The 22,131-nt window shown below is 69.4% G+C and carries 17 protein-coding genes and 1 pseudogene; 6 read left to right on the top strand and 12 right to left on the bottom strand.

Annotated elements, in window-relative coordinates:
• Positions 1-5: 5 nt before the first annotated feature.
• The gene (locus ACGFN2_RS10635; RefSeq protein ID WP_393359445.1) at positions 6-380 is read right to left on the bottom strand and encodes a helix-turn-helix transcriptional regulator; all 375 of its coding nucleotides are present in this window, start codon (positions 378-380) and stop codon (positions 6-8) included.
• Between the two features lie 325 nt (positions 381-705).
• Between ACGFN2_RS10635 and ACGFN2_RS10630 the strand changes: the two genes are divergently transcribed.
• Together ACGFN2_RS10630 and ACGFN2_RS10625 are read left to right on the top strand one after the other, a co-directional pair.
• Positions 706-1,101, top strand: coding sequence for a nuclear transport factor 2 family protein (locus ACGFN2_RS10630; protein ID WP_393359162.1), 396 nt, complete (start codon positions 706-708; stop codon positions 1,099-1,101).
• 177 nt (positions 1,102-1,278) lie between these two features.
• Positions 1,279-3,438, top strand: a complete 2,160-nt coding sequence (locus tag ACGFN2_RS10625; protein ID WP_393359160.1) for a SpoIIE family protein phosphatase — start codon at positions 1,279-1,281, stop codon at positions 3,436-3,438.
• 256 nt (positions 3,439-3,694) lie between these two features.
• Here ACGFN2_RS10625 and katG read toward each other — a convergent pair whose 3' ends face one another.
• Positions 3,695-5,926 (bottom strand): catalase/peroxidase HPI, encoded by a 2,232-nt coding sequence (gene katG / locus ACGFN2_RS10620; RefSeq protein WP_393359158.1) that lies wholly within the window; start codon positions 5,924-5,926, stop codon positions 3,695-3,697.
• 701 nt (positions 5,927-6,627) lie between these two features.
• On the opposite strand from katG, the gene ACGFN2_RS10615 reads away from it, so the two are divergent.
• A complete protein-coding gene (locus tag ACGFN2_RS10615) occupies positions 6,628-7,044 on the top strand; it encodes a Fur family transcriptional regulator (protein WP_362613220.1) in 417 nt (138 codons plus the stop codon).
• A 109-nt stretch (positions 7,045-7,153) separates the two neighbouring features.
• Here ACGFN2_RS10615 and ACGFN2_RS10610 read toward each other — a convergent pair whose 3' ends face one another.
• The 6 genes from ACGFN2_RS10610 to ACGFN2_RS10585 all read right to left on the bottom strand — a co-directional run bounded on the left by ACGFN2_RS10610 (position 7,154) and on the right by ACGFN2_RS10585 (position 16,101).
• Positions 7,154-8,035 (bottom strand): DMT family transporter, encoded by an 882-nt coding sequence (locus ACGFN2_RS10610; RefSeq protein ID WP_393359155.1) that lies wholly within the window; start codon positions 8,033-8,035, stop codon positions 7,154-7,156.
• A gap of 108 nt (positions 8,036-8,143) precedes the next feature.
• A complete protein-coding gene (locus ACGFN2_RS10605) occupies positions 8,144-8,974 on the bottom strand; it encodes a DUF998 domain-containing protein (protein WP_393359153.1) in 831 nt (276 codons plus the stop codon).
• Between the two features lie 339 nt (positions 8,975-9,313).
• Positions 9,314-10,891 (bottom strand): DUF4157 domain-containing protein, encoded by a 1,578-nt coding sequence (locus ACGFN2_RS10600; RefSeq protein ID WP_393359152.1) that lies wholly within the window; start codon positions 10,889-10,891, stop codon positions 9,314-9,316.
• Positions 10,892-11,045: 154 nt separating this feature from the next.
• The gene (locus tag ACGFN2_RS10595; RefSeq protein ID WP_393359151.1) at positions 11,046-11,879 is read right to left on the bottom strand and encodes a DUF429 domain-containing protein; all 834 of its coding nucleotides are present in this window, start codon (positions 11,877-11,879) and stop codon (positions 11,046-11,048) included.
• A gap of 209 nt (positions 11,880-12,088) precedes the next feature.
• Positions 12,089-13,861 carry a hypothetical protein gene (locus ACGFN2_RS10590; RefSeq protein ID WP_393359150.1) on the bottom strand — a complete coding sequence of 591 codons (1,773 nt, stop codon included), beginning with the start codon at positions 13,859-13,861 and terminating at the stop codon, positions 12,089-12,091.
• A 611-nt stretch (positions 13,862-14,472) separates the two neighbouring features.
• On the bottom strand, positions 14,473-16,101 hold the full coding sequence (locus ACGFN2_RS10585) for a class I adenylate-forming enzyme family protein (protein ID WP_393359148.1): 1,629 nt from the start codon (positions 16,099-16,101) through the stop codon (positions 14,473-14,475).
• A 250-nt stretch (positions 16,102-16,351) separates the two neighbouring features.
• Here ACGFN2_RS10585 and ACGFN2_RS10580 point away from each other — a divergent pair.
• Positions 16,352-16,516 (top strand): annotated as a pseudogene (locus ACGFN2_RS10580) (IS5/IS1182 family transposase); the annotation flags it as partial.
• A gap of 172 nt (positions 16,517-16,688) precedes the next feature.
• Here the strand turns inward: ACGFN2_RS10580 and ACGFN2_RS10575 are convergent.
• Entirely contained in the window at positions 16,689-17,024 is a 336-nt protein-coding gene (locus ACGFN2_RS10575; protein ID WP_393359146.1) for an ArsR/SmtB family transcription factor, read from the bottom strand.
• Positions 17,025-17,208: 184 nt separating this feature from the next.
• Between ACGFN2_RS10575 and ACGFN2_RS10570 the strand changes: the two genes are divergently transcribed.
• A complete protein-coding gene (locus ACGFN2_RS10570; RefSeq protein WP_393359144.1) occupies positions 17,209-18,270 on the top strand; it encodes a DMT family transporter in 1,062 nt (353 codons plus the stop codon).
• Here the strand turns inward: ACGFN2_RS10570 and ACGFN2_RS10565 are convergent.
• From ACGFN2_RS10565 to ACGFN2_RS10555, 3 genes are all read right to left on the bottom strand, one after another.
• Complete coding sequence (locus ACGFN2_RS10565; protein WP_393359142.1) at positions 18,267-18,773, bottom strand: DinB family protein; 507 nt, start codon at positions 18,771-18,773, stop codon at positions 18,267-18,269. The genes ACGFN2_RS10570 and ACGFN2_RS10565 overlap by 4 nt on opposite strands.
• Positions 18,774-19,122: 349 nt before the next feature.
• Positions 19,123-19,341: an EF-hand domain-containing protein gene (locus ACGFN2_RS10560; RefSeq protein WP_393359140.1), complete on the bottom strand. Its 219-nt coding sequence runs from the start codon at positions 19,339-19,341 to the stop codon at positions 19,123-19,125.
• Between the two features lie 271 nt (positions 19,342-19,612).
• The gene (locus tag ACGFN2_RS10555) at positions 19,613-20,575 is read right to left on the bottom strand and encodes a phosphotransferase family protein (protein WP_393359138.1); all 963 of its coding nucleotides are present in this window, start codon (positions 20,573-20,575) and stop codon (positions 19,613-19,615) included.
• 201 nt (positions 20,576-20,776) lie between these two features.
• Between ACGFN2_RS10555 and ACGFN2_RS10550 the strand changes: the two genes are divergently transcribed.
• Positions 20,777-21,874, top strand: a complete 1,098-nt coding sequence (locus tag ACGFN2_RS10550; RefSeq protein ID WP_393359443.1) for a MerR family DNA-binding transcriptional regulator — start codon at positions 20,777-20,779, stop codon at positions 21,872-21,874.
• Positions 21,875-22,131 lie beyond the last annotated feature (257 nt).

The following is a 22,131-nucleotide window of genomic DNA, read 5'->3' as shown; positions in this document are numbered from 1 at the left end:
ACACGCTAGGCGCGGCCCGGGTTCCGCGCTTCTCGATTCCTGACCGGTCTGGTCACCTGCTTCGCCACACACGACGGCATCCCCGCCGTCGCCCGCGTCACCTCGCGCCGGTAGACGCTGGGCGGCACACCGACCAGCTCGGAGAAGCGACTGCTGAAGGTGCCCAGCGACGAGCAGCCGACCGCGAAGCAGACCTCGGTCACGCTGAGGTCCCCGCGCCGCAGCAACGCCATCGCGCGCTCGATACGCCGGGTCATCAGGTACCCGTACGGCGACTCACCGTAGGCCCGCCGGAACTGCCGGCTGAAGTGCCCGGCTGACATGCTCACGCTACGAGCAAGCGCCTCGACGTCCAGGGGCCGCGCGTACTCCCGGTCCATCCGGTCGCGGACACGGCGCAACAGGGCGAGGTCGCGCAGATACTGCGCCGCGGCGGCGTTGGTGGTCACGTACGAGAGCGTGCCATGACGCACCGGCGTTGCCCAGCGCCGCCGGCGTTCGGCGGCCGGTCCGCGTCCGCCGCCGCCTCTGACCTGCGGGAACGCCACATTCGGGAAGCGGTGCCCGGTGCGGGATTACCTCGCAGGTAATCGACACCCGAGATGCCGGCGGTGAGCATCAGGGAGCTTCCCGGCGACACCTTCCGACGACGCGGAGGGCGCGCCGGGTGCCCGACCCCGTTTCACTCAGGAAAGGGAAAGTGCCTTGACCAACATCGCCGATGTCGTGGACCGGTACACCGAGGTGTGGAACGAGGTGGATGCCGACCGCCGTCAGAAGGCCGTCGGCGAACTCTGGGCGAGCGACGGCTACTACGCCAACGCGACCGACGAGTACCGCGGCCACCGTCAGATCCACGAGGCCATCCACGAGGCGTACGAGGACTTCGTAGAGAAGGGATTCGCCTTCACGATCCACAACTACCAGGTGAACCACGACTCCGTGCGCCTCACCTGGCACATGGTGCCCGCCGGCGGCGGTGATGTCGCGGCCGTCGGCACGGAGTTCATCGTCCTCGGCCCGGACGGCCTCATCCGGAGCGACCACCAGTTCATGGACGTGGACCCGACCCGCCAAGAAGTCGAAGCAGCGCTGAAGTAACGCTCTGAACTGCACAGATGTGCCCGTGAGTAAGAAGGGGTGAGGTGAGCGACCGGACACGGAGCGACGACTTCGGAGGCCGGTGAGACCCTTGAATGACGAGCCTCCGACGCGCAGGGAAGCCGAGCGCGCCGGACCCGTCAGGCAGTGCCTCTCACGGACGAGGGTGCAGTCCCCATGGATACCTCCGACAGCGCAGGTGCCGCGGGCCGCGGCCCGGGGCCCTCCGACGAGTGGTGGCATGCGACCCCGCCGATGCTGGAGCGCATCCTCGCCCTGTCGCCGGCCGGCATGGCCGTGCTGGACCGGGACCTGCGCTTTGTCTGGGTCAACGAGGCCCTGGAGCGCCTCGGGGGCGTCCCCCGCGACCAGCGGTTGGGCAATCGCCTGCGGGACGTGCTGCCCCTCCTGGACTTCAGGCTGGATGTCGAGGGGATCGAGTCGCTCACCCGGGACGTGCTCGATACCGGCCGGCCCCTGGTCGACCACCTGCTGCGCGGCGGGACGAAGGCACACCCACACCGTCCGCACGCCTACTCGCTGTCCGTCTTCCGGCTTCACAGCGCCACGAACCGGGTGCTGGGCGTGTCCTTCATCGTCCTCGACGTCACCGACCGCTGGCGGGCCCGGGAGCGGCTCGCCCTGCTGAACGAGGTCGGAGCGCAGACCGGCAGCACCCTGGACGTCATGGACACTGCGCAGACCCTCGCCGATATCAGCGTGCCGCGACTGGCCGACTTCGTCGCCGTCGACCTCCTGGAGTCGGTGATACGTGGCGACACCCCGCGTTCCGGGGCTCACCTCCATCCGCCGCAGATGCGCCGTGCGGGCCAGCAGTCGATCCACGAAGGCGTTCCCGAGTCGGTCGCGGCGACCGGGCAGGCCGTCGACTTCCACCCTCACTCACCCGAAATGCAGTGCATGCTCGACGGGCAGTCCCGCCTGGAGGCCATGCCGGGTGCCTCCACCATCAGCTGGTTCGAAACAGACCCGGCCCGAGCCGCGAAAATCCAGGAATTCGGCTTCTGCTCCCTGATCCTCGTCCCGATCCTCGCCCTCGGCGACGTCCTGGGCGTCGTCCGATTCATCCGCTGGCAGCTGCGTGACCCCTTCGAGCAGGACGACCTGCTCCTCGCCGAAGAAGTAGTGGCCCGCGCGGCGGTGAGCATCGACAACGCCCGCCGCTACACCCGGCAGCACAGCACCGCGCTGGCCCTGCAGCGCAGCCTGCTCCCCCGCAGTCTCACCGGCGGCAGCACCCTCGACATCGCCTGGCGCTACCTGCCCGCCCATGCCTCCGACGGCGCGGGCGGCGACTGGTGCGACGTGATACCCCTGTCCGGCGCCCGGGTGGCCATGGTCGTCGGAGACGTCGTGGGCCACGGGATCGACGCCGCAGCCACCATGGGACGGCTGCGCACCACCGTCCGCACCCTGGCGGACATGGACCTCCCCCCGGACGAGTTGCTGGCCCACCTCGACGACCTGGTACTGCGCCTGATCGACGAGGAACAGACCGCCGACCCGTCCCTGAGCCCCGCCGCGCTCGGCGCCACCTGCCTGTACGCCGTCTACGACCCGGCCACCCGCAAGTGCACCATGTCCCGCGCCGGCCACCCCCCTGCCGCAGTCATCACCCCGGACGGCTCGGTGACCTTCCCCGACCTGCCCGCCGGGCCTCCGCTCGGCCTGGGCGCCCTGCCCTTCGAATCCGCCGAACTCGACATCGCCGACAGCAGCATCCTCGCCCTGTACACCGACGGCCTGATAGAGACCCGCGACCAGGACATGGACCGGGGCCTCACCCGGCTGCGCACCGCACTGGCCTCCCCCGGGGCGCGGCTCGACGAACTCTGCGGAACCGTCCTGAACGACGTGCTCACCGGCAGCCCCGACGACGACGTCGCCCTGCTCCTCGCCCGCACCCACGCCCTCGGCGAGGACCAGGTGGCCACCTGGGAGCTGACGTCCGACCCGACAGTCGTCGCAGACGCCCGCACACTGACCGCGGACCGCCTCACCACCTGGGGACTGGACAGCCTGATCTTCCCCTTCGAGCTGATCGTCAGCGAACTCGTCACCAACGCCGTCCGCTACGGCAACGGACACATCCGGCTGCGCCTGATCCGCCAGGACGCGCTCATCTGCGAAGTCTCCGACGTCAGCAGCAGCTCACCCCGCATGCGCCACGCCCGCACCACCGACGAGGGCGGCCGCGGCCTCTTCCTCGTAGCGCAGCTGGCCAGCCGCTGGGGCACCCGATACACGACCGACGGCAAAATCGTCTGGGCAGAGGAACACCTCCCGGCGAACGATGCTCACTATCAGGCGGCTTGACCGCCCGCCGAAAGGGAGCCCCGGGCCATCTCCTGCGGACGTACAACGCGCCGACCGTTGCCCCGTTCTCGTGCTCGTCCCGATATTCGGCCTGGCCGCCGCCTGGATTCTCCAGGGCGAGCGCATGACCGCAGTGACCTTACCGAACCGACGGGACGTCAGCAGTCCGGGAAGGCCGGGCCGGCCGGTGCACACCGGCCGGCCCGGACGCCGTCGTCAGGCAAGGTCATGCGAGGCCGGACAACAACGGACAGCCTCAGACGAGGTCGAACCGGTCCAGGTTCATCACCTTGTCCCACGCCGCCACGAAGTCGCGCACGAACTTCTCCTTCGCGTCATCGCCGGCGTAGACCTCGGCGAGGGCACGCAGCTCGGAGTTCGAGCCGAAGACGAGGTCGGCACGGGTGCCGGTCCACTTGACCTCGCCGGTGGCGGTGTCCCGGCCCTCGAAGGTGTCCGCGCCCTCGGACGTCGCCTTCCACGTCGTGCCCAGGTCGAGCAGGTTGACGAAGAAGTCGTTGGTCAGCGTCCCCGGGGTCGTGGTGAGGACCCCGCGCGACGACTGCTGGTGGTTGGCGTCCAGCACCCGCAGGCCGCCGACGAGGACGGTCATCTCGGGGGCGCTGAGGGTGAGGAGGTTGGCCTTGTCGAGCAGGAGGTGCTCGGCGGGCAGGCGGTTGCCCTTGCTGACGTAGTTGCGGAAGCCGTCGGCGGCGGGCTCAAGAGCCGCGAACGACTCCACGTCGGTGTCCTCCTGGGCCGCGTCGGCCCGACCCGGGGTGAAGGGCACCTCGATGTCGACACCGGCGTTCTTGGCGGCCTGCTCGACGGCCGCGCCGCCCGCGAGCACGATCAGGTCGGCGAGGGAGATCTGCTTGTCGCCGGTCTGCGAGGCGTTGAAGGACTGCTGGACGCCTTCCAGGGCACGCAGGACCGTCGCCAGCTGGTCGGGGTTGTTGACCTCCCAGCCGTTCTGCGGCTGGAGGCGGATGCGCGCCCCGTTGGCGCCGCCGCGCTTGTCACTGCCGCGGAACGTCGAGGCCGAAGCCCATGCCGTGGAGACCAGCTGGGACACCGGCACGTCCAGGCCGAGGATCTGGCTCTTGAGGGAGGCGATGTCCTCGGCATTGACGAGCTGATGCGTCACCGCGGGCACCGGGTCCTGCCACAGCAGCTTCTCGGCGGGGACCTCCGGGCCGAGGTAGCGCACGGTCGGGCCCATGTCGCGGTGGGTCAGCTTGTACCAGGCGCGGGCGAAGGCGTCCGCGAAGGCCTCGGGATCGTCCCGGAAGCGACGCGAGATCTGCTCGTAGGCCGGGTCGATGCGCAGCGCGAGGTCGGTGGTCAGCATCGTGGGAGCGTGGCTCTTCGACGCGTCGTGGGCGTCGGGGACGGTGCTCGCTCCCGCGCCGTCCTTCGGCCGCCACTGGTGCGCCCCGGCGGGGCTCTTGAACAGCTCCCACTCATAACCGAAGAGGATCTCGAAGAAGCTGTTGTCCCAGGTCGTGGGGGTGTTCGTCCAGATGCCCTCAAGACCGCTGGTGATGGTGTCGCCGCCCTTGCCGGTGCCGTAGGCGTTCTTCCAGCCCAGGCCCTGCTCCTCGAACGTGGCGGCCTCCGGGTCGGGACCGACGTTGTCCGCCGGGCCCGCTCCGTGGGTCTTGCCGAAGGTGTGGCCGCCGGCGACGAGCGCGACCGTCTCCTCGTCGTTCATCGCCATCCGGCGGAACGTCTCACGGATGTCACGGGCCGCGGCGAGCGGGTCAGGGGTGCCGTTCGGGCCCTCCGGGTTGACGTAGATCAGACCCATCTGCACCGCGCCGAGCGGGTTCTCCAGCTCCCGGTCGCCGGTGTAGCGCTGGTCGTCGAGCCAGGTGGTCTCGGGGCCCCAGTAGACGTCCTCCTCCGGCTCCCAGACGTCCTCACGGCCGCCACCGAAACCGAAGGTCTTGAAGCCCATCGTCTCCAGCGCGACATTGCCGGCCAGGACCATCAGGTCGGCCCAGGACAGGCTCTGGCCGTACTTCTTCTTGACCGGCCACAGAAGCCGGCGGGCCTTGTCGAGGTTGGCGTTGTCCGGCCAGCTGTTCAGCGGGGCGAAGCGCTGCTGACCGGCCCCGGCACCGCCGCGGCCGTCGCTGATCCGGTAGGTGCCGGCGCTGTGCCACGCCATCCGGATGATGAACGGGCCGTAGTGACCGAAGTCCGCCGGCCACCAGTCCTGCGAGGTGGTCAGCACCTCGCCGATGTCCCGTTTCACGGTCGGAAGGTCAAGGCCCTTGAACGCCTCGGCATAGTCGAACTCCTCGCCCAGCGGATTCGCCACGGCGGGGTTCTTGGCAAGGATCTTGAGATTGAGCCGCTCCGGCCACCACTGGCGGTTACCGCCGCCCTGGGTCGGGTGCGCGGCACGCCCGTGAGCGACCGGGCAGCCACCTGCGGTTTCGGGCTGGGGGTCAGTGACGACTGCTTCGTGGTTCTCAGACATGGGAATCCTTCCGAACTGGGCGGATCACTGTTCTCAGAAACTGCGGGCGGTCAACAGCCGGGGCCCAGGCCCCGGAAGATGTCCTCGGCCTCGTCGAGCAGGAAGCCGTGGTGGTGGTATGAGTCAGACGGGGCTCCACGCCGGCCACGCGGCCGGCGTCGGAGACGACGCGGCACGACCGGCACATGGTGTGGTGGTGGCTGTCATGGACGCGTCCCGGTCTCCCGGACCGGGCGGCCGCAGGGCCGGCCGGCCAGGTATCAGGACGGTCCCCGCCGAGGTGAGCGCCCGGAGGCTCCCACGCAGGGCATGAGCGGTTCGGTAAGGGGCAGTGCGCTCGGAACGCAGGTCATACACGGCACAGGCAGATCGAAGGGAGCGAGAGGGACTGCGGCCGCGCCCGCGGCGAACACCCTCCGCCATCGACCGGACGCCCTGTGGCATCAAAGCGGCAGCTGTCAAGGCACGGCGCTGCGCCGGGAGCAGGTTCGCCTGCTCGCCTGTCCGATGATCCGCGACCAGGGCACCGGATGCGGTGGTGAGCGGACCCGTCTCCTGAACCGTCACGGCGTCGTCCCTGCTGTCGTTCTGTCCCTTGGCTGCCGCCAGAACCGATCCTACGATGGACGAAATCCAAGTCAATACAACAGCCAGACCCGTACGGATTCATTCGACGGACGATGCACGGTGAGGTGGTGGGCATGAGTGACCTGCTGGCCCGGCTCCGCGGACGTGGCTGGCGGATGACCGCCCAGCGCCGGGTGGTCGCCGAGGTACTCGACGGCGAACACATCCACCTCACCGCGGACGAGGTCCTCGCCCGCGCCGCCGCACGACTACCGGAAATCTCCCGCGCGACCGTCTACAACACCCTCGGCGAACTGGTCGCGCTCGGCGAGGTGACCGAGGTGGCCACCGACAGCCGCGCCAAACGCTACGACCCCAACGCCCACCGCCCCCACCAGCACCTCCTCTGCTCACACTGCGGCACCATCCGCGACGTCCACCCCGACGGCGACCCCCTGGCCGACCTGCCCGACTCCGAGCGCTTCGGCTTCACCGTCTCGGAGGCAGAGGTGACGTATCGGGGGCTGTGCCCTGATTGCGCTGGTGCTTGAGCCGGTCCGCGGGGGCCGGACCGTCTCGTGCCCGCGTTCGCCGAGCCGCCGTATGAATTCCCGGCGAGGAGCATCGACGCAGACCACCAGGCCGCATCAGTCGGCGAGTTCAGGGTGGGGGAGTGGTACCGGGGCCGGTGTCGGTGTCGGTGTCGAGCTTGGCGAGGGTGAGTGTGCCCCAGGTGATGAGGGCTGCTCCGATGAGTTCTGGGATGAGCCAGGTTCCGGTGCGGATGTGTTCTCCGTAGACAAGGATGCCGAATGCCACGCTGACCAGCCCTTCGCCAAGGGTGAGGGCGGGTTGGGAGGCGATGAGGGGGCCGGATTCCATGGCGTTGGCCAGCAGGAAGAGGGCGTAGGCGCCGGTTGCGAGGAAGGCGTAGGTCTGCCAGCTGGTGAGGAAGGCGACCGCGCCGTGCTGGTCGAAGGTGTGGGTCGCGGATTTCATGAGGGTGGCGGTCAGGGCGTAGCCGATGGCGGACGCGGAGCTGAACAGGGCGGCTCGTGCCTTTCCCCGTGGTTGGCGGAGGGCGGCCAGCACGCACAGGGAGGTGACCACTGCGGTGGCCAGCAGGGTCAGGACCCATGTGCCGGCGGGGACTTCGAGGTTGCTGCCTGTTGGCGCGGCTGCGACGAGGGTGAGCGCGAGTCCGCCGGCGACGGTGACCGAGGCGGTCCAGCCGGCTGGGGGCAGCCGCCGCCGGGAGAGCATGCAGGCGATCAGGAGGGTGAGGGGCAGTTCGGTGACCAGGATGGGCTGGACCAGGGACAGCGGTCCGTAGGTGAGGGCGAGGGCCTGGCATGCGGCGGCCACGACGATGACCGCGATCCCGCCGAGCCAGGCGGGGTGGTGCAGGAGGTGCCGGATCAACCGGGTGCTGAAGGCGTCGCCCGGGGGGACGCTGCGTGCTCCGGTGCGCTGGAGCACTGTTCCGGTGGCGTTGCCGAGGGCTGCCAGGAGTGCGAAGAGTGCGGAGAGCACGGTTGCCACGGGCGCCTCCGGTCGGCGCGTCGGATACCGACCGCCACGGTGGCAGAGGAGCCGGGCGCGCCGCGAGCGCACCACCGCGCGGGGGAGAGTGTCACACGAACAGCGGGATCATTCCCTTGTCCGGGGCCTCGTCTGCCGTACCTTCAGAAGCAGCCTCCCGGGGAGCCGTTCGGCGTGACGATGCCCCGGAGAGGGCGCCGTACCTTGCCCTTCCCGCAGCCGCCGCTCCAGGTGCCGTTCACCGTGACGGGAGCCGCCTGGGCTTGCCGTCGCCGCGAGGGATGTCAGTTCCGTGGCGAGCAGCGCGAACCACACGCCCACCAGCAGCAGGTGTGCCCGCTGCGGGATGCCGTGCCAGCCCGGGTGGCCGAACAGGGGGCCGACGGTACTGACCGCGGTCGTCATCGCGGCGGCCAGCACACGTACGCCCCAGCGGCGGATCAGCGGGAGGCGGGGGTGGCCGACCACGCTCGCCACGGAAAAGAAGACCATGGAGGCGAAGAGGAAGAGGTGGGCCAGTGCGCTGGTGGCGGTGTGCCAGGGATGTACGGCATCACAGCCCCACTCCACGGAGGGCGCGCAGCGCATGGGCAGCAAGACGTCGCCCCAGGACGACATGCCCAGGGCCAGGACCGAGGCCCAGCCGGCGCGGGCCCAGCGTCCCCCGGGGCAGCGGCGGCCTGCGAGGAGTGCTGCCACCATCACGAGCGCCGCGCAGAGGGCTTCGATGCTGCCGAACAGCACGCGGAAGGGCTGGTCGGCCGCGTAGAGCTCGCTGACGTAGGAGTGCCTGGAGTCCAGCCCGGTGGGCAGGACGAGCTCAAGGACCCAGCTGTTGTACAGCACCGCTGCTGCCGCCAGCATGAGCGCGGCCCGGCCTTCCCGTGACGCGCTGCGCTGCCCGCGGCGTACGCGGGCGGGGCTGGTGACGTGGGGCACGGAGTGTCCTGTTCGTGTGGCGTCGCGAGTGACGCACCCACCATTCACCATTTACCGCCCAGCATGGGGCATTCCGGCCGGTACGCCGGGCGTGGCCCGACCGGCCCGACCGGGCTTGAGACGCCCGATGGGCGTGGCTGCGCGCCTCCGTCAGCCCTGTCCCTGCCACTCCACTCACCACAGGGAGACAGGGCCGCCGCGCACCCTTCCGCTCACACGGCCGCCCTTCCCCCTTGTGGTCGGCCTTTCAGCGTTCGTGCAGTGTCCCCGCCTCGCGGCGTCTCGGTGCCCTCGGGACGCCGGCCCGTTGCCGGGCCGTCAGGACGGCGTCGTCGGTCGTCAGTCGGAGGTCTTCTTCCACTTGTCGCCCAGTCGCTCCCAGCGTGCGATGTCGGGTGGGGAGAGGATGGCGCCGCCGTATCGGGTCTCGTGGAGGTGCTGGGCCGCCCGGAGTTTGTCGGCTACGGCGTTCCAGTCGACGGTGGAGCGGGTGGCCAGGCTGAGTGCGCCGTTGAGTTCGTCCGAGCGTGGTGTCATGGCGCCGGACGGGGTGTGGTTGAAGTCGGTGCCGGAGCCCGGGTCGCCGCGGCGCATCTCGCTGAGCGGGCCCATCTCCAGGTTCGCGGGCATGTTGTGGAATGCCTTCTTGTCCCCGGCCGTGGAACGCAGATACTCCTTGACCTCCTTGAGGAAGTCGAACAGCGGTTGTGCCGCGGCCCGGTCCTGTTCGGCTGCCTTGAGGATGTCGTTGAGCGTGTTGCGGGAGATCTTGTGGTGGAGGGTGGTGTTGTCGCCCCAGTGCGGATGGTCTTGGCGCATCTGCTTGTGTGCCGCCGTCACCGCGCTCGCCGCCCAGTCGCTGCTGCCACCGCCCGTGCCCGCGAAGCCCGCCTCGTGCTTGGTGTTGCCCATCGCCTCGGCAAAGTCGACCTCCATCTGCGGGTCGTTCTTAATCTCGGCCAGCGTGTAGAGGTCGCCGTCGGGGGTGACCCCGATCTGCTCCAGTATGAGCTCTTGCTCGTTCGGCCGCTTCGCCTTGAACTCCTCATTGATTCCGGAGAAGTACTCGACGATCTGCTCGAACTCGCTCTTGGCCGGGGCCTGGGAGGGGGCGGCCGTGTCGGCGTCCTGCGCGGCCTTCTTGCCCTTCTTCTGTTTGGGCATGCGCTGCACCGAGGCCGCGGCCGCCGGCCGGGCCGAGCGCTGCGCCGTCTCCGCCCCACTCGCTCCGCCGGCCGCGTTCGCTGTGCTCGCCGTGTCATGCGTCGCGGCCCGGTGGTGGGTGGGTGCCCCGCCCCGCATCACCTCGTCCGCCGTGCGCTCGGCCGACTTCTCGAAGCGGTCGGCAGGATTGCTGACACGCAGCCCGCCACCGGTCTCGGTGCCGGCCACCTGCCCACCACGCTGCTGCCTGACGTGCTCCAGCTCGTGGGCGAGGGTCTTCTTGGCGATGCCCGCGCGGAAGACGATGTGGTTGGTCGCTGTGGTGTACGCCTCGGCCCCGACCGCGTCGGCCGAGCGGCGGGCGGCGGCGCCGGTGTGGACCGTGACGTCGGAGAAGTCCTCGCCCCCGAAACGGGTTTCCATCTCCCGCTGCAGAGAGGGCGCCAGCCGACTCCCCGCGGACCGCACCACCGATCCCACCTCGTCGGCGGCGCTCCGCTGCACCGCGCACTCCTGCCCCGCATGCTCGGCGTGCCCTGCATGTTCGGCGTGTTCGTCCGCAGCTCCGGCAGTGGCCCGCTGCTCCTCGACGAGGCGAGCTGCTGCCGCGTTCCCGGCGCTTCGCTGCACGGCCGCGAGTGCCTCAGGAGACAGCGCCCCGCCCCGGGGGCCCGCCGGGGACGCCGTCTGCCGCTGTGCGTCGGGCGTACGGCGCCGGCCGGGGGGCTTCTCGGGTGTTTTCCTGGCGCGCACAAGGACCTCCTTCAGGGTTTCTGCATGCCTATCCCCGCGCCGGGTCGGCCGGAAGGTCCGTATGGGCAACCCCGGGGGCACGACCTGGTGTCCCGGCGCCCACGCCCCATGCCCCGCTTCGGCGGCGGGCGCCCGCACAACCGGCCGACGCAGCTCAGCTCGCCCCGCGACGCGTCTGCTCGGGGCGGGCAGGCGCGATGATGGTGGGAGCCGATCCGAGGGGTAGGAGGCTGTCCGCTCCCAGGACTTGGCAGCGCGCCGGTCCATGCCGGGACCACAGTGCGGCCGTCCACGCACAGAGCAGTGCGTCGATGAGGTCTTCCCGGTGCTTGTAGTCGGCGGCAGGCTGAGGTGAGGGCTCGTCGAGCAGCCGACGGGACACCGTGTGGGAGGAGAGCAGGAGGGGCGGGTCGGCGGTGGCCAGGCCCGCCATACGTGCGATCAGCGTGTCGCACTCCTCCGCCCGGACCGCTCGCCACTGCGCCGACGGCACTCGCGCGGGCCGGCGCTTGTAGGCGGGGCGTTCCTGGTCGTAGCCCAATTCAAACGCGCCGACCAAGGTCGTATACGGATAGCACTCGGAGACCACCTTCCCACCCGTTGGCGGTCCGCTCCTGCCGTCGTCGTAGGTCCAGCCGGACTCCTGCAGCAACGCCCTCAACAGCACTCCGGCCCGACGGGGAGAGCTCAGGTTGGTGCTGTTCGCGCTCACCTTCCACCGGCCGTACCGCTGACCGACTTCCCGCTCGCAGGGCCGCTGGCCAGCTGGATTGTCAACGACCAGCGGCGCGTCGACGAACGCCAGAGCCGACCTGCCGGCGGTCGCCTCGGCAAGCCACCCCATCGTCTCTTCGAGCCCCACGGTCCAGCCGCAGTCAACCACCACGCCGCGACCGTCGATGGCGGCCACACCGGTCTCGTTGGGCTTGCTACGGGCTCCACCCTGCGCCCAGGCGAGGTCGATGCCGATGAACCGCTCAATCCCCATGCGTCGGTAGTACCAGAGAACGGCCACTGACGTGGCCAGGTCCCCTTCTTCGCGCCGCGCCGAGCATGCGCCCGGAGGCCCGAAGGCCCGTAGCCACGGGTTCGCGGGCAGGAGCGGCGCGAAGTCCTCAGCTCGTCCGGCAGCCGTGCCATGGTGCGCACTCGAAGGACAACGCGGAGCCCCCATTCGCCAACTGCCTCGATCGAGGCCTACTTGGCATCGCAGGCCGTGGCCTCGGCACCAGTCCGTTCCGTAGACCTCGTGCCAGTACCCTCGCTCTTCCTGCCCGCCTCGATGGGGGCGTGGCGCCGCCGTTGCAGCTCATCGCGTTCCACGTCCGGGATCGTCATCGACTCGGCAAGCACAGCGGCGAGCGTGTCCACTTGAGTGGTGCCGATGTCAGGGTGGAAGAGCCACCGGATGTTCTCGTCGCGCGTGATGAGGTCGATCGCCAAGCGCTCGCCTCCGCCCTGCGTGGTGGCTGCCCGGACGTATCGCACCCGGTCAATCGGAATGTCCTGACGGATCTCGCCTTGTTCGAGGAACGAGTTCGTCCTGGCCGTGATGATGCGGCGGTCCGTGACGGCGACCAGTGTCTTTGCCGCTGCCTTGTCCCTCGCTGCCGCCAACTTCTCCTTCGCTCCGCTGAAGATCGCAGAAAGGGGACCGAGCGCATCGAGCTGATCGGTGAGGCCCAGGACACGTAGGACTTCACCATCCTTGAGGAACCATCGCAGGACCCGAAGGTACGGATCGACATCCAGTGATGTGGGTGCGCAGACGACGTCCGGAGCCTCGAGCGGAGGGGCCGGCGGATGGAGAGCATCGGCGAGAGGCTCGATTGCCTCCAGGAGCCGGGCAGAGGTTTGGCGGGCCGCAACCGAGTCCCTTCGCTTCCCCGGGAGTGACCGTGTGTCGCGTCCGGGGAGTTCGGCGATGATGCGCAGTTCCCGTGTCAGAGAGTCGACGAGGCTCCTCGTCTCGGCGAGAGCGGAGTCGAGCTCCTTGCCGGTGTCGCGCGCAATGGCGTCGACGAGCCGGGCCTCGTCGGCGTCTTCGGGGCCGGCGGCTCTCGCCCGCGCGGCGTGGAGGGCCTGATATCCGGCCCATGCCTTGATGGAGGACAGCAGGGCGTTCACATCGAAGACGATTGCCTCGGCGTTCGTCTCGAGATACTCACGGCGCCCATGTGTGTCGCCCCGAGGGATCTGCTGGATGTGCCTGTCGACGTTCAGCCGGTACAGGTCGAGCTGCTTACGCAGTTCCGTCTTCTTACCCGCGATGGTGTCCCACAGCGACGTCGGCACCGATCCGATCTCCCGTGCCTGGTCAACGACCTGATCGACGGTGGCCACGAGCGCCGTCAGCTCCGCCCACTGCCCGTGCCGGATCGTCGTGAGTACCTGGCTTGTCAGCGCGATATTGGTTCTGACCAGACCTGTGACCTCACTCAGCTGCATCTGCAGGGCGACCATGGCCAGCGCCGGCCCGATCGCAGCCGCGGTCTGCGCCGCGCTCACCGCAGTCACGGGGATGAAGCGGCCCTGAGCAACGAGGCGGCCGCTGGAGGAGAACACTGCTCCGAGATTCGCGCCATCCTTGACCGCGAACGTCCCACCGGCCTTCAGCAGGGCCTGTGTCGCGTCACTGATCCTGTAGAGCCCCTGCACACTGGCGAACGCGTTTCCGAGGTTGCCGGCCACGGTCGCCGTGTTTCCGACCGAGGCGAGGACTGTGGAGAGCTCCTTGCGGTCGGCGGCCGATACGAGCCCCAAGTCGGCCAAATCGAGCTTGAGTTCCGCCGGGACCGCACCGAAGACGACCGCAATCCCCGGGAGTACCTCCGCCAGGACCATCGATACCGTCGCTGAGTCGACGTCCGAGTGGGGCGTCGGATCGTTCACCACAGGTGAGTCGGCGGTGTCACGCCGGCCGTCTTCCTCAGGCTCGGCAGTCTCCATCGAGTCCGAAGAGTCCTGCATGCGATCTCCATTTCGCAGGGGCGCGCAACGGCCTGACGTCGTCGGCGTTCACTGCCGAATTCTATGGCTCGAAGCGTTGCGGAGGGGCCCGAATCCGCTGGACTGATCCCGGACCGGCCGCTCTTCATGGGCGGCTACCACTCGGTGATCGTCTCGGCTGTTCGTCCGTGATGTCGCCATTGTTGTCCGCTCTTGCTCTCGCTCCCTTCCCGCTCCCGGACCCGTGCCCCGGCCGTACTTGAGCCAGCCGTCTCTCCGACCTGCGAGTCCCGGTTCCTACGTCTGTCCCCGAAACCCATACATGCCTGCGCCGCGGTGAAGAACCGCGGCGCAGGCATGCTGTGTATCGGCTGGATCGATCCAGCCGTCGACGAGCCCTCGGTGACAGATGGAGTCCGGGAGACTCCGGCGCGGACACAGCCCCTGCGCCCTCCCCGACCCGGAGAGGGGCCGGCCCCCAGAGGTCAGCAGCACCGCACTGCCGCCCTTCTCAGCGGAATGAACGGCCGACAGTCGAGGTGCGCCACAAACCCCCGTCATCCCGGCGCACTTGCCCCCGCATCGGCCGGGGTGCTCCGCCACAGCCGGCGTGTGCTCCCCCTCAATGGAGCCTACGGCGTGCCCACGGCCCCGCTCGTCCACGCGGCGCGCAGTGCCTTCTTGTCCACCTTGCCGACCTTCGTCGTCGGCAGCTGGTCCAGCAGCACCGTCTTCCAGGGGGTGTACAACTCTCCCAACTCGGCGGTCACCGCCGCGCTGACCGCCTCCGGGTCGACGTCGGCGCCGCCCTCGGCCGTGGCCAGGAAGATCTGGACGGCCTCCCCGTACTCCTCGTCCGGCACACCCAGTGCCGCCGCGTTGCGTACACCGGGCAGTGTGAGCAGGAAGTCCTCCAGGACCCGGGAGTAGACGTTGTCGCTGGTGCTGCCGGTGACGATGATGTCCTTGGCCCGGTCGACGAGATAGAGGTACCCCTCGGCGTCGAGATAGCCCATGTCGCCGGTGCGCAGCCAGCCGTCCTGCAGCGCCGCCGCGGTGCGCTCCGGGTCCTCGTAATAGCCGAGCATCACCGTCTCGCCGTGGACACACACCTCGCCGACCTGCCTGACGGGCAGTGCCTCCGTGCTGTCTTCAGCACGGATCTCGATCTTGACGTCGGATATCGCGCGACCGCAGCTGCGCCAGAGCTCGGGGCGCCCGGCTCCCTCCGCGGCGAGATCCTCCGCACCGAACGCGGTGATCCCGAGCGCCTCCGACTGCCCGTAGCCTTGGCTGAGCACGGGCCCGAACACCTCGACCGCCTGCTGCAGCCGACTGGGCGACGTGGCCGCGCCGCCGACGACGACCCGCCGGAGCGCGGGCAGGGCGCCCGGCTCGCACTCCGGGTGGTCGAGAACCGCGTACAGCATGGGCGGTACGAACATGGTGGCGGTGATCCGCTCCTCGCGCAGCACCGTCAGCGCCGCGCCCGCCTCGAACTCGGGCAGCACGACGAGGGTGGACCCTGTCACCAGAGCCTGGAGCGAGGTGAGGTGGCCGCTGCCGTGCGTGAGCAGCGTGGCGGCGAGGACCCTGTCCGTGCCCTGGTCCATGGCCGGGAAGAACGCCGGGCCGGAGTTCTCCGGGTCGTCGTCCACCAGGTCCACCAGCATGTCGTAGAGCCGGTGGCTGTGCGCGGCGAGCTTGGGGCGGCCCAGGGTTCCGCCGGTGTAGAGGACGGTGACGGCTTCGTCCGCACCCGGGGCGGGCACGCCGTCGGGGCGCACGTCCGGGCACTCGTCCGCCACGGCCAGCAGGTCTGTGCACTGCTGCTCACAGGGCCCGAGGCTGAGCAGTACGGGGGAGTGGACGCTGCGCCCGGCCGCGTCGGCGGCCCGTTGTGCGAAGAGCGGGTCGGTGACCACGGCGCGCGCCCGGGACTGCTCGACCAGCGCGGCGAGCTCGCCGGGCCCCGGCTCGGGCGGCAGGAACACGACGCGGCAGCCGATGAGATGGACAGCGAGCTGCACCAGGACGGAGTCCACGCGGTTGGCCAGGAACAGCCCCACTCCGTCGCCGGGCGCGAGCCCCTGCTCGCGCAGCGCATGCCCCAACCTGAACAGCCGCCGCCGAGCCTCCCCCCTGGTCAGCCGCTGCGCTCCCTGGACGAGCGCCTCGGCGTCCTCGTCCTTGTTCCAGTGCTCCAGAATGCGGTCCAAATACGTCCGCAGCTCAGATGTTTCCTGTGCGTTAACAATCACCAACACATCCAAACATGCTGCTCAGAAGCCATGTCCTGACGGGGGGCACCTTCGGCCACCAGCTGGCGGAGTATCATGCCCATGCCCACGCCGTGATGAAAGTGCACTATGCGCAGGTCAGTTGAGCGCATGAGGGAGTGCTCGTAACGCCCGCCATCATGGCGGGAAAACGCTCCTCGTGGTGTGGACCCAACAGACCCTGCAATGAGACCGACGGGCCGACTTGGTAGGGCGGTTGGCGGCCGTCTGCAAGCAGCGCAACGCCGTCGAGTGGTGCATCAACCGTCTCAAGCAGTGGCGCGGCCTGGCCATGCGAACGGACAAACTCGCCATCGCCTACGAGGGCGCACTCCACCTCGCAGCCATCTTGATCTGGACGCGCCTACCCAAGGCTGAGGACGCCCGCTCGCCAGGAAAAGTCTTAGCTCAGGGCTCGGACGAGGCGTCGACTGCCCTCACCCGGCAGACCGAGCACCTTCCTGACCTCTTCACGACGAACAGATGCCGATGGACCGTCACTTGGAGCTGCGGCATGGCCACCACCCTCGCACCCTGGCCCGATCGACGTTAAGCCAACGAGACCCGCCCTAGTCGGCGCGGAGGGTCAGGTCGAGGAGGCCGGGGAAGCGGGCGTCGAACTCTTCGCGGCGCAGGCGGTTGAGTCGTTTGGTGCCCTGGTCGCGCTGTTCGACGAGGCCGGCGTCGCGCAGGACGGAGAAGTGGTGGCTCTTGGCGGCTCTGCCGACGGATACGTCGAAGTTGCTGCAGCTGAGCGTCCAGTCGGGGTGGTCCGCCAGAGTGCGGATCAGATGCATGCGCACCGGGTCCGCGAGCGCGGACAGGGCGGTGAGCACGGGGACGTCGTCGGGGTGGGTGTGCACGGGGGCCGGTCGGTGTCCTGGGGCCCCAGCCTGCTCCGGCATCCCTCAGCCCCTATCGCTTCGCGGCTCGCACTTGCTTGCTGAATGTTCGATCCTCATCATACATTGCTCATGTTCGATTCCAGTTGAACATTCCCCGGCGGGGCGGCAGTTGATGCCGTCGGCCGCCTACAAGAACCACGGCCCGGGCTGCGCCATGCCCGGGCCCCGAACCGCGGACGGAGAAATGCAGCAAAGAAGTGCGCCCCGAGGATTCTCCGCCGTCGCGGGCAAGGTGCCCGCGCCCTGTCTCGTACTGGCCGGAGTGAGCGGGATTCAGTTCGGAGCAGCCCTCGCCCCCAGCGCCTATCCCCAGGCAGGGGCTGCGGGCGTGGTGTTCCTGCGCCTCCTCATCGCCGGCCTGATCCTCTGCGTGCTGTGGCGCCCGAGGCGCCAGGCGCTCAAGTCGACCGAGGGAGCCTGGAAGACCGTACTCGCCGCCGGAACGCTCCTCGCCGGACACCACATCGCCTTCTTCGAAGCCGTCAGCCACATCCCGCTCGGGATCGTCGCCACGATCGAATTCCTCGGCCCCTTCGCTCTCGCCCTCGCAGGCTCCCACCGCGCGCTCGACCTGCTCCCCGCGTGCCTGGCCGCAGGAGGCGTACTCCTACTCAGCGGCGGAGGCACTACCTCTCTGCCCGCGATCGGCCTCGCCCTGGCCGTAGTGGCGGCCTGCTGCTGGGCCGGATACATACTGGTCTCCGCCCGCATGGCCACCCGCCTCACCGGCGGCCAGGGCCTGGCCGTGGCCATCACCTGGGCGGCGCTGCTCAGTGCCCCCTACGGCATCGTGCACGCCGGCTCCGGCCTGCTGGACCCGCACGTCCTGTGGGTGGCGGCCGTCGTGGCGGTGGTATCCAGCGTGCTGCCGTACTCGCTCAACCTGGAAGCACTGCGCCGGATTCCGCCGCGCGTCTTCGGCGTACTGACGAGCCTGGAACCGGCCGCAGGCGCCCTGTTCGGCCTGCTCGTCCTCGGCCAGCGCCTCGACCGGCCCCAGTGGCTCGGGATCGCCGCAGTCGCCTGCGCCTCCGTCGCCGCCACCCTCCTGGGTGCCGGAAAGCGCAGGAATTCACGCATCCGGGCAACGAGCGGCTCTCGCTCCGAGGAGGGATCTGCGCGGACCGGGGCCGTCGTGCCGAGGGCGCCCGGTGAGGCGACAGTCCATTCCCCTGACCGGTCATCCGGCACCGTCGAAGAGGTACCTGTCTCCAGTCCGCGGCACGACCCACACAAGAGGTCCTAGTCGCCGGTCGTGCCGTCGAGCATCTCGCGCAGGATGTCCAGGTGGCCGTTGTGGCGGGCGGTCTCCTCGGTGAGGTGGAGGAGAATCCAGCGCAGGTCGACGTGGAGGCCGTTGCGGACGGCTCGCTGGGCCTGGTTGCCCAGGCCGTTCCCGGCAACCAGTTCGCGGTAGCCGGCGCTCTGTTCGGCGTATTCGTCGAGCAACTGTGTGAGTGGGAAGTCGACGGCGATACGCATCTCGCGGTCGGGGTCCTCCTCGGTCCAGGGTCCCCGGTCTTCCTCGCCGAGGAAGACCACCTGGAACCAGTAGTACTCGACCCAGCGGAGGTGGTTGATCACTCCGCTCATGGTCATCAACGGTGAGCCCGGCAAGAGCGCCTTGCGCGCGTTCTCCGCAGAGACGCCCTCGCACTTGGCCCGGGCGGCGTCACGTGTGTAGTCGAGAAACGTGGTGAGCTGGCTGCGCTCGTCCCACGCGTTCGGTGTGTCGTCGATTCTGGTCATCGAGCGAAGCGTCCCCGATCACCGCGATCGGTGTCGAGGTATTTATCGACGGCGGTGGGCTAGGACAGAGCCGACGTCGATACTCCACACATCGCGCAGGCGTCCGGCCAGTTCCGCGCCGAAGGGGCCGTTCGCGAGGTCATGGCGCAGGCGGGGTTGGCATGCCGGTGCACGTAGACGAGTGCGGCGGTGGTCGCGAGGTGGGACGATCCGGGGCTGCCGGCGCCCGCCGCGGGGGAGGCCGCCCTCGCACAGAGCGCCTGAGCCAGGGCCCGGGCCTCATGATCCGAACCGGGGGACGGACTGCACCGCCCGCGGCTCAGACGCCCGCCGGCGGGCCCCGGCGGCGTCAGCCCTTCATGGCTGCCCAGAACTCGTCGAAGGACATCTGGCGGTCGCCATCGGTGTCGAGCGAGTCGATCAGCTCCTGGGCCTGCGACTCGGTGATCTCCGAGCCTTCCAGCTCCGCTACGACCTTGCGGTATTCGTCCGCGGTGACCCGGCCGTCCCCGTCCACGTCGTAACGCTCGAAGACCTTCCGCGCCGCCGTCTCCATGATGTCTGCCATGGGTTCCACCCTTCTGCGATCTTCACTGACGGGCCCAGATTATCCGCCCGCCTGCGCTCCCCATACGCCGCCCAACCTGTCAACTGCTCCAGGCCAGGCCGTACCGAGGCCCGTGCCCCGCTTGCCGTCGATTCGAAGGCGTAGCAGAGCTGTCGGTCGGGGGCCAGCCCGTACGGTGGGGGACCGGTGCGGGTGGGCGAGCGGCTCTGCTCCCGGACGTGACAGCCGACCCGGTGCTTGCTCCCGTGCCCGCGACCCAGGCCGCTCGGGTTCAGCCCAGCGTGTCCATCAGGGCCGTGACATAGGCGTCCAGCCGCTCTTCCACCACTCGCTTCGTCAGCTCGGTCCTTCCTGCCTCCCGCCATGGCTGCGACACCTGCTGCACTTCTTCTGAGCACGCCAGCCCGTCCCGCACCTGCCAGTACAGCCGCTCGCTCGCGTCCGCGGCCAGAACACCGCCGACCTCCTCATATGCCTCGGAGAACCGCAGACCCCATGCCGGGCCGTGCAGTAGCGCGAGGTTGGTCGAGCAGTGCGCCACATCGAGATCTGCCGGGCCCCAGGAGGCCGCTGCCCAGTCGACGACCCCCGTAATCAGGGCGTCTGCCGGGCTCAGGGGCGGCACGTCGAGCAGCACGTTGCCAGGCTGGAAATCCCGGTGCAGGAACCGCCCTTCATAGGGCGGCGCAGGCTTGCGGATCAGGTCGATCGCCGCAGCCCATGCCGCCGCGTCGGCGCTCTTCGGAGTGACGACAGTGTCGGCGGTCGTCAACGTCGCATACTGCCGGGGCCGCTTGGCGGGTTGGAACGCATGGATCGCCACGAGTTGACGGGCCAGCAGAGGCACGCGCGTCTCCACTCCCTCATCGCTGAGGACTGGCCGGCCCGCCAGATGTGTCATCAGGAGCGACGGATACTCGCAATGCGCAGCGGTCGGATCAACCGCGACCAGCCCAGGAGCCGGCACGCCGGTCCCCGCGAGCTGGGTCAGGGCGCCGGCCTCCCTGTTCAGCGAGTCCTCGGCGCGCTCCACGTGAAACGGATCGACGAAGGTCCGCAGCACCAGGGCACGGGTACCTCCATGGCGCGTGCCGATGGTCAGCCTCCGCATTTCGGCAGTGATGCCGCCGTGGAGCGCGTCGGTTCTGACGATCCGTTCGCCGACTTCCAGGTGCCGGCACACCCAAGCCAGTGTCAACGGTCGGATTGCCGCCACCTCATCGTGGTTGGTCACTGGGTCATTTCAACATCCGGACGGCAGCATGCGTAGAACCGGACGGCGGCATGCGCAGCTCTCTGAACCATGCCATCGCTCTGGCTTGCGGGAGTCGTCCCGGACCGCTGCTTCGAGTTCGGCCCTGCTGCCGTGAGTGCGGCTCTTGACCCTCACGTGGCGTCAGGCGGCACAGTGAGTGGCGTGGAGGATCACTGGACGGTGGGACGCGTGGCCGAGCTGGCCGGCGTGAGCGTCCGCATGCTGCATCACTATGACGAGATCGGGCTCGTTCGGCCGTCGGCGCGGACGGCGGCCGGGTACCGGGACTACTCGGCGGATGACGTGGAGCGGCTGCGGGAGGTGCTGGCCTATCGGCGGCTGGGCTTCGGGCTGCGGGAGGTTGCGGAACTGGTCGGTGACCCGTCCACCGACGCGGTCGCACACCTGCGGCGACTGCGCGGCCTGCTACTGGAGCGGCGTGATCGCACTGACGCCATGGTGTCGGCCATCGACCGGGAACTCAAGGCACGAGCGAAGGGAGTGAAGGTGACGCCGGAGGAGCAACTGGAGATGCTCGGTGCACGGCTGTACGAGGCGATCGGCGGTGCTTACACCGCCACGCGGCGTACCGAGCCACGGATCGCCGCGCAGATCTGGGACGCGCTCGGCGATGCGCAGACGGTGCTGAACGTCGGGGCCGGCACCGGCTCCTACGAGCCTGCTGATCGCGAGGTGACCGCGGTCGAGCCATCGGCGGTCATGCGGCGACAGCGGCCTGCCGGCTCGGCGCCGTGCGTGGCCGCCGCCGCGGAGAGCCTGCCGTTCGAGGACCGGTCCTTCGACGTCGCGATGGCCGTCTCCACCGTCCACCACTGGGGAGACCCGATAGCGGGTCTGCGCGAGATGCGGCGCGTGGCCCGACGAGTAGTGGTCCTCACCTTCGACACCGACGAGCCCGGATGGCAGGACCGGTTCTGGCTTACCCGCGACTACCTGCCCGAGTTCGCCGCCGTCCTCGCGGACTTCCCCTCGCTTGCAGGGATGGTCGACGCGATCGGTGCCCGCGCTGAGCCGGTGCCCATCCCGTGGGACTGCGCTGACGGCCTGTTCGAGGCGTACTGGCGCCGACCGGGGGCGTATCTGGAGGATCACGTGCGCCGGGCGATGTCGGTGTGGACGAGGGTCGGTCCGGAGGCCGAGCAGCGGGCGGTGCGAAGCCTCAGCGACGACCTCGAATCCGGCCGATGGGCCACGCGCAACAGCGACCTCGCCGACCTTGATGCGGCAGATCTCGGCCTCCGTCTGCTCGTAGCCTGACGCGAGTCGCAGTGGCCGTGTCGTGGCGACTTCTGGCTGGTCCGCTGGGCCGGCTGGTTGTCAGGCGGCTCCTCTTGTGCGGCGCCCGGTCAGCTGGCATGGGTCTGTTCGGCTTGAGCCTTGGTGTGGGGCGAGGCCGTGGGGCTCGGTGCCGGGCTGGATGATGGCGCCGGTGAAGGTCAGCCGGTTGAGGATGGCTGTGCAGGGTTAGGTATCGGTGAGAGCCTTCGTCCGTCCATCCGCCCCGCGAGTGCTGC

This window comes from Streptomyces sp. NPDC048612, assembly GCF_043199295.1.
Classification (GTDB): domain Bacteria; phylum Actinomycetota; class Actinomycetes; order Streptomycetales; family Streptomycetaceae; genus Streptomyces.
This window is presented reverse-complemented; position numbering and strand designations above follow the sequence as displayed.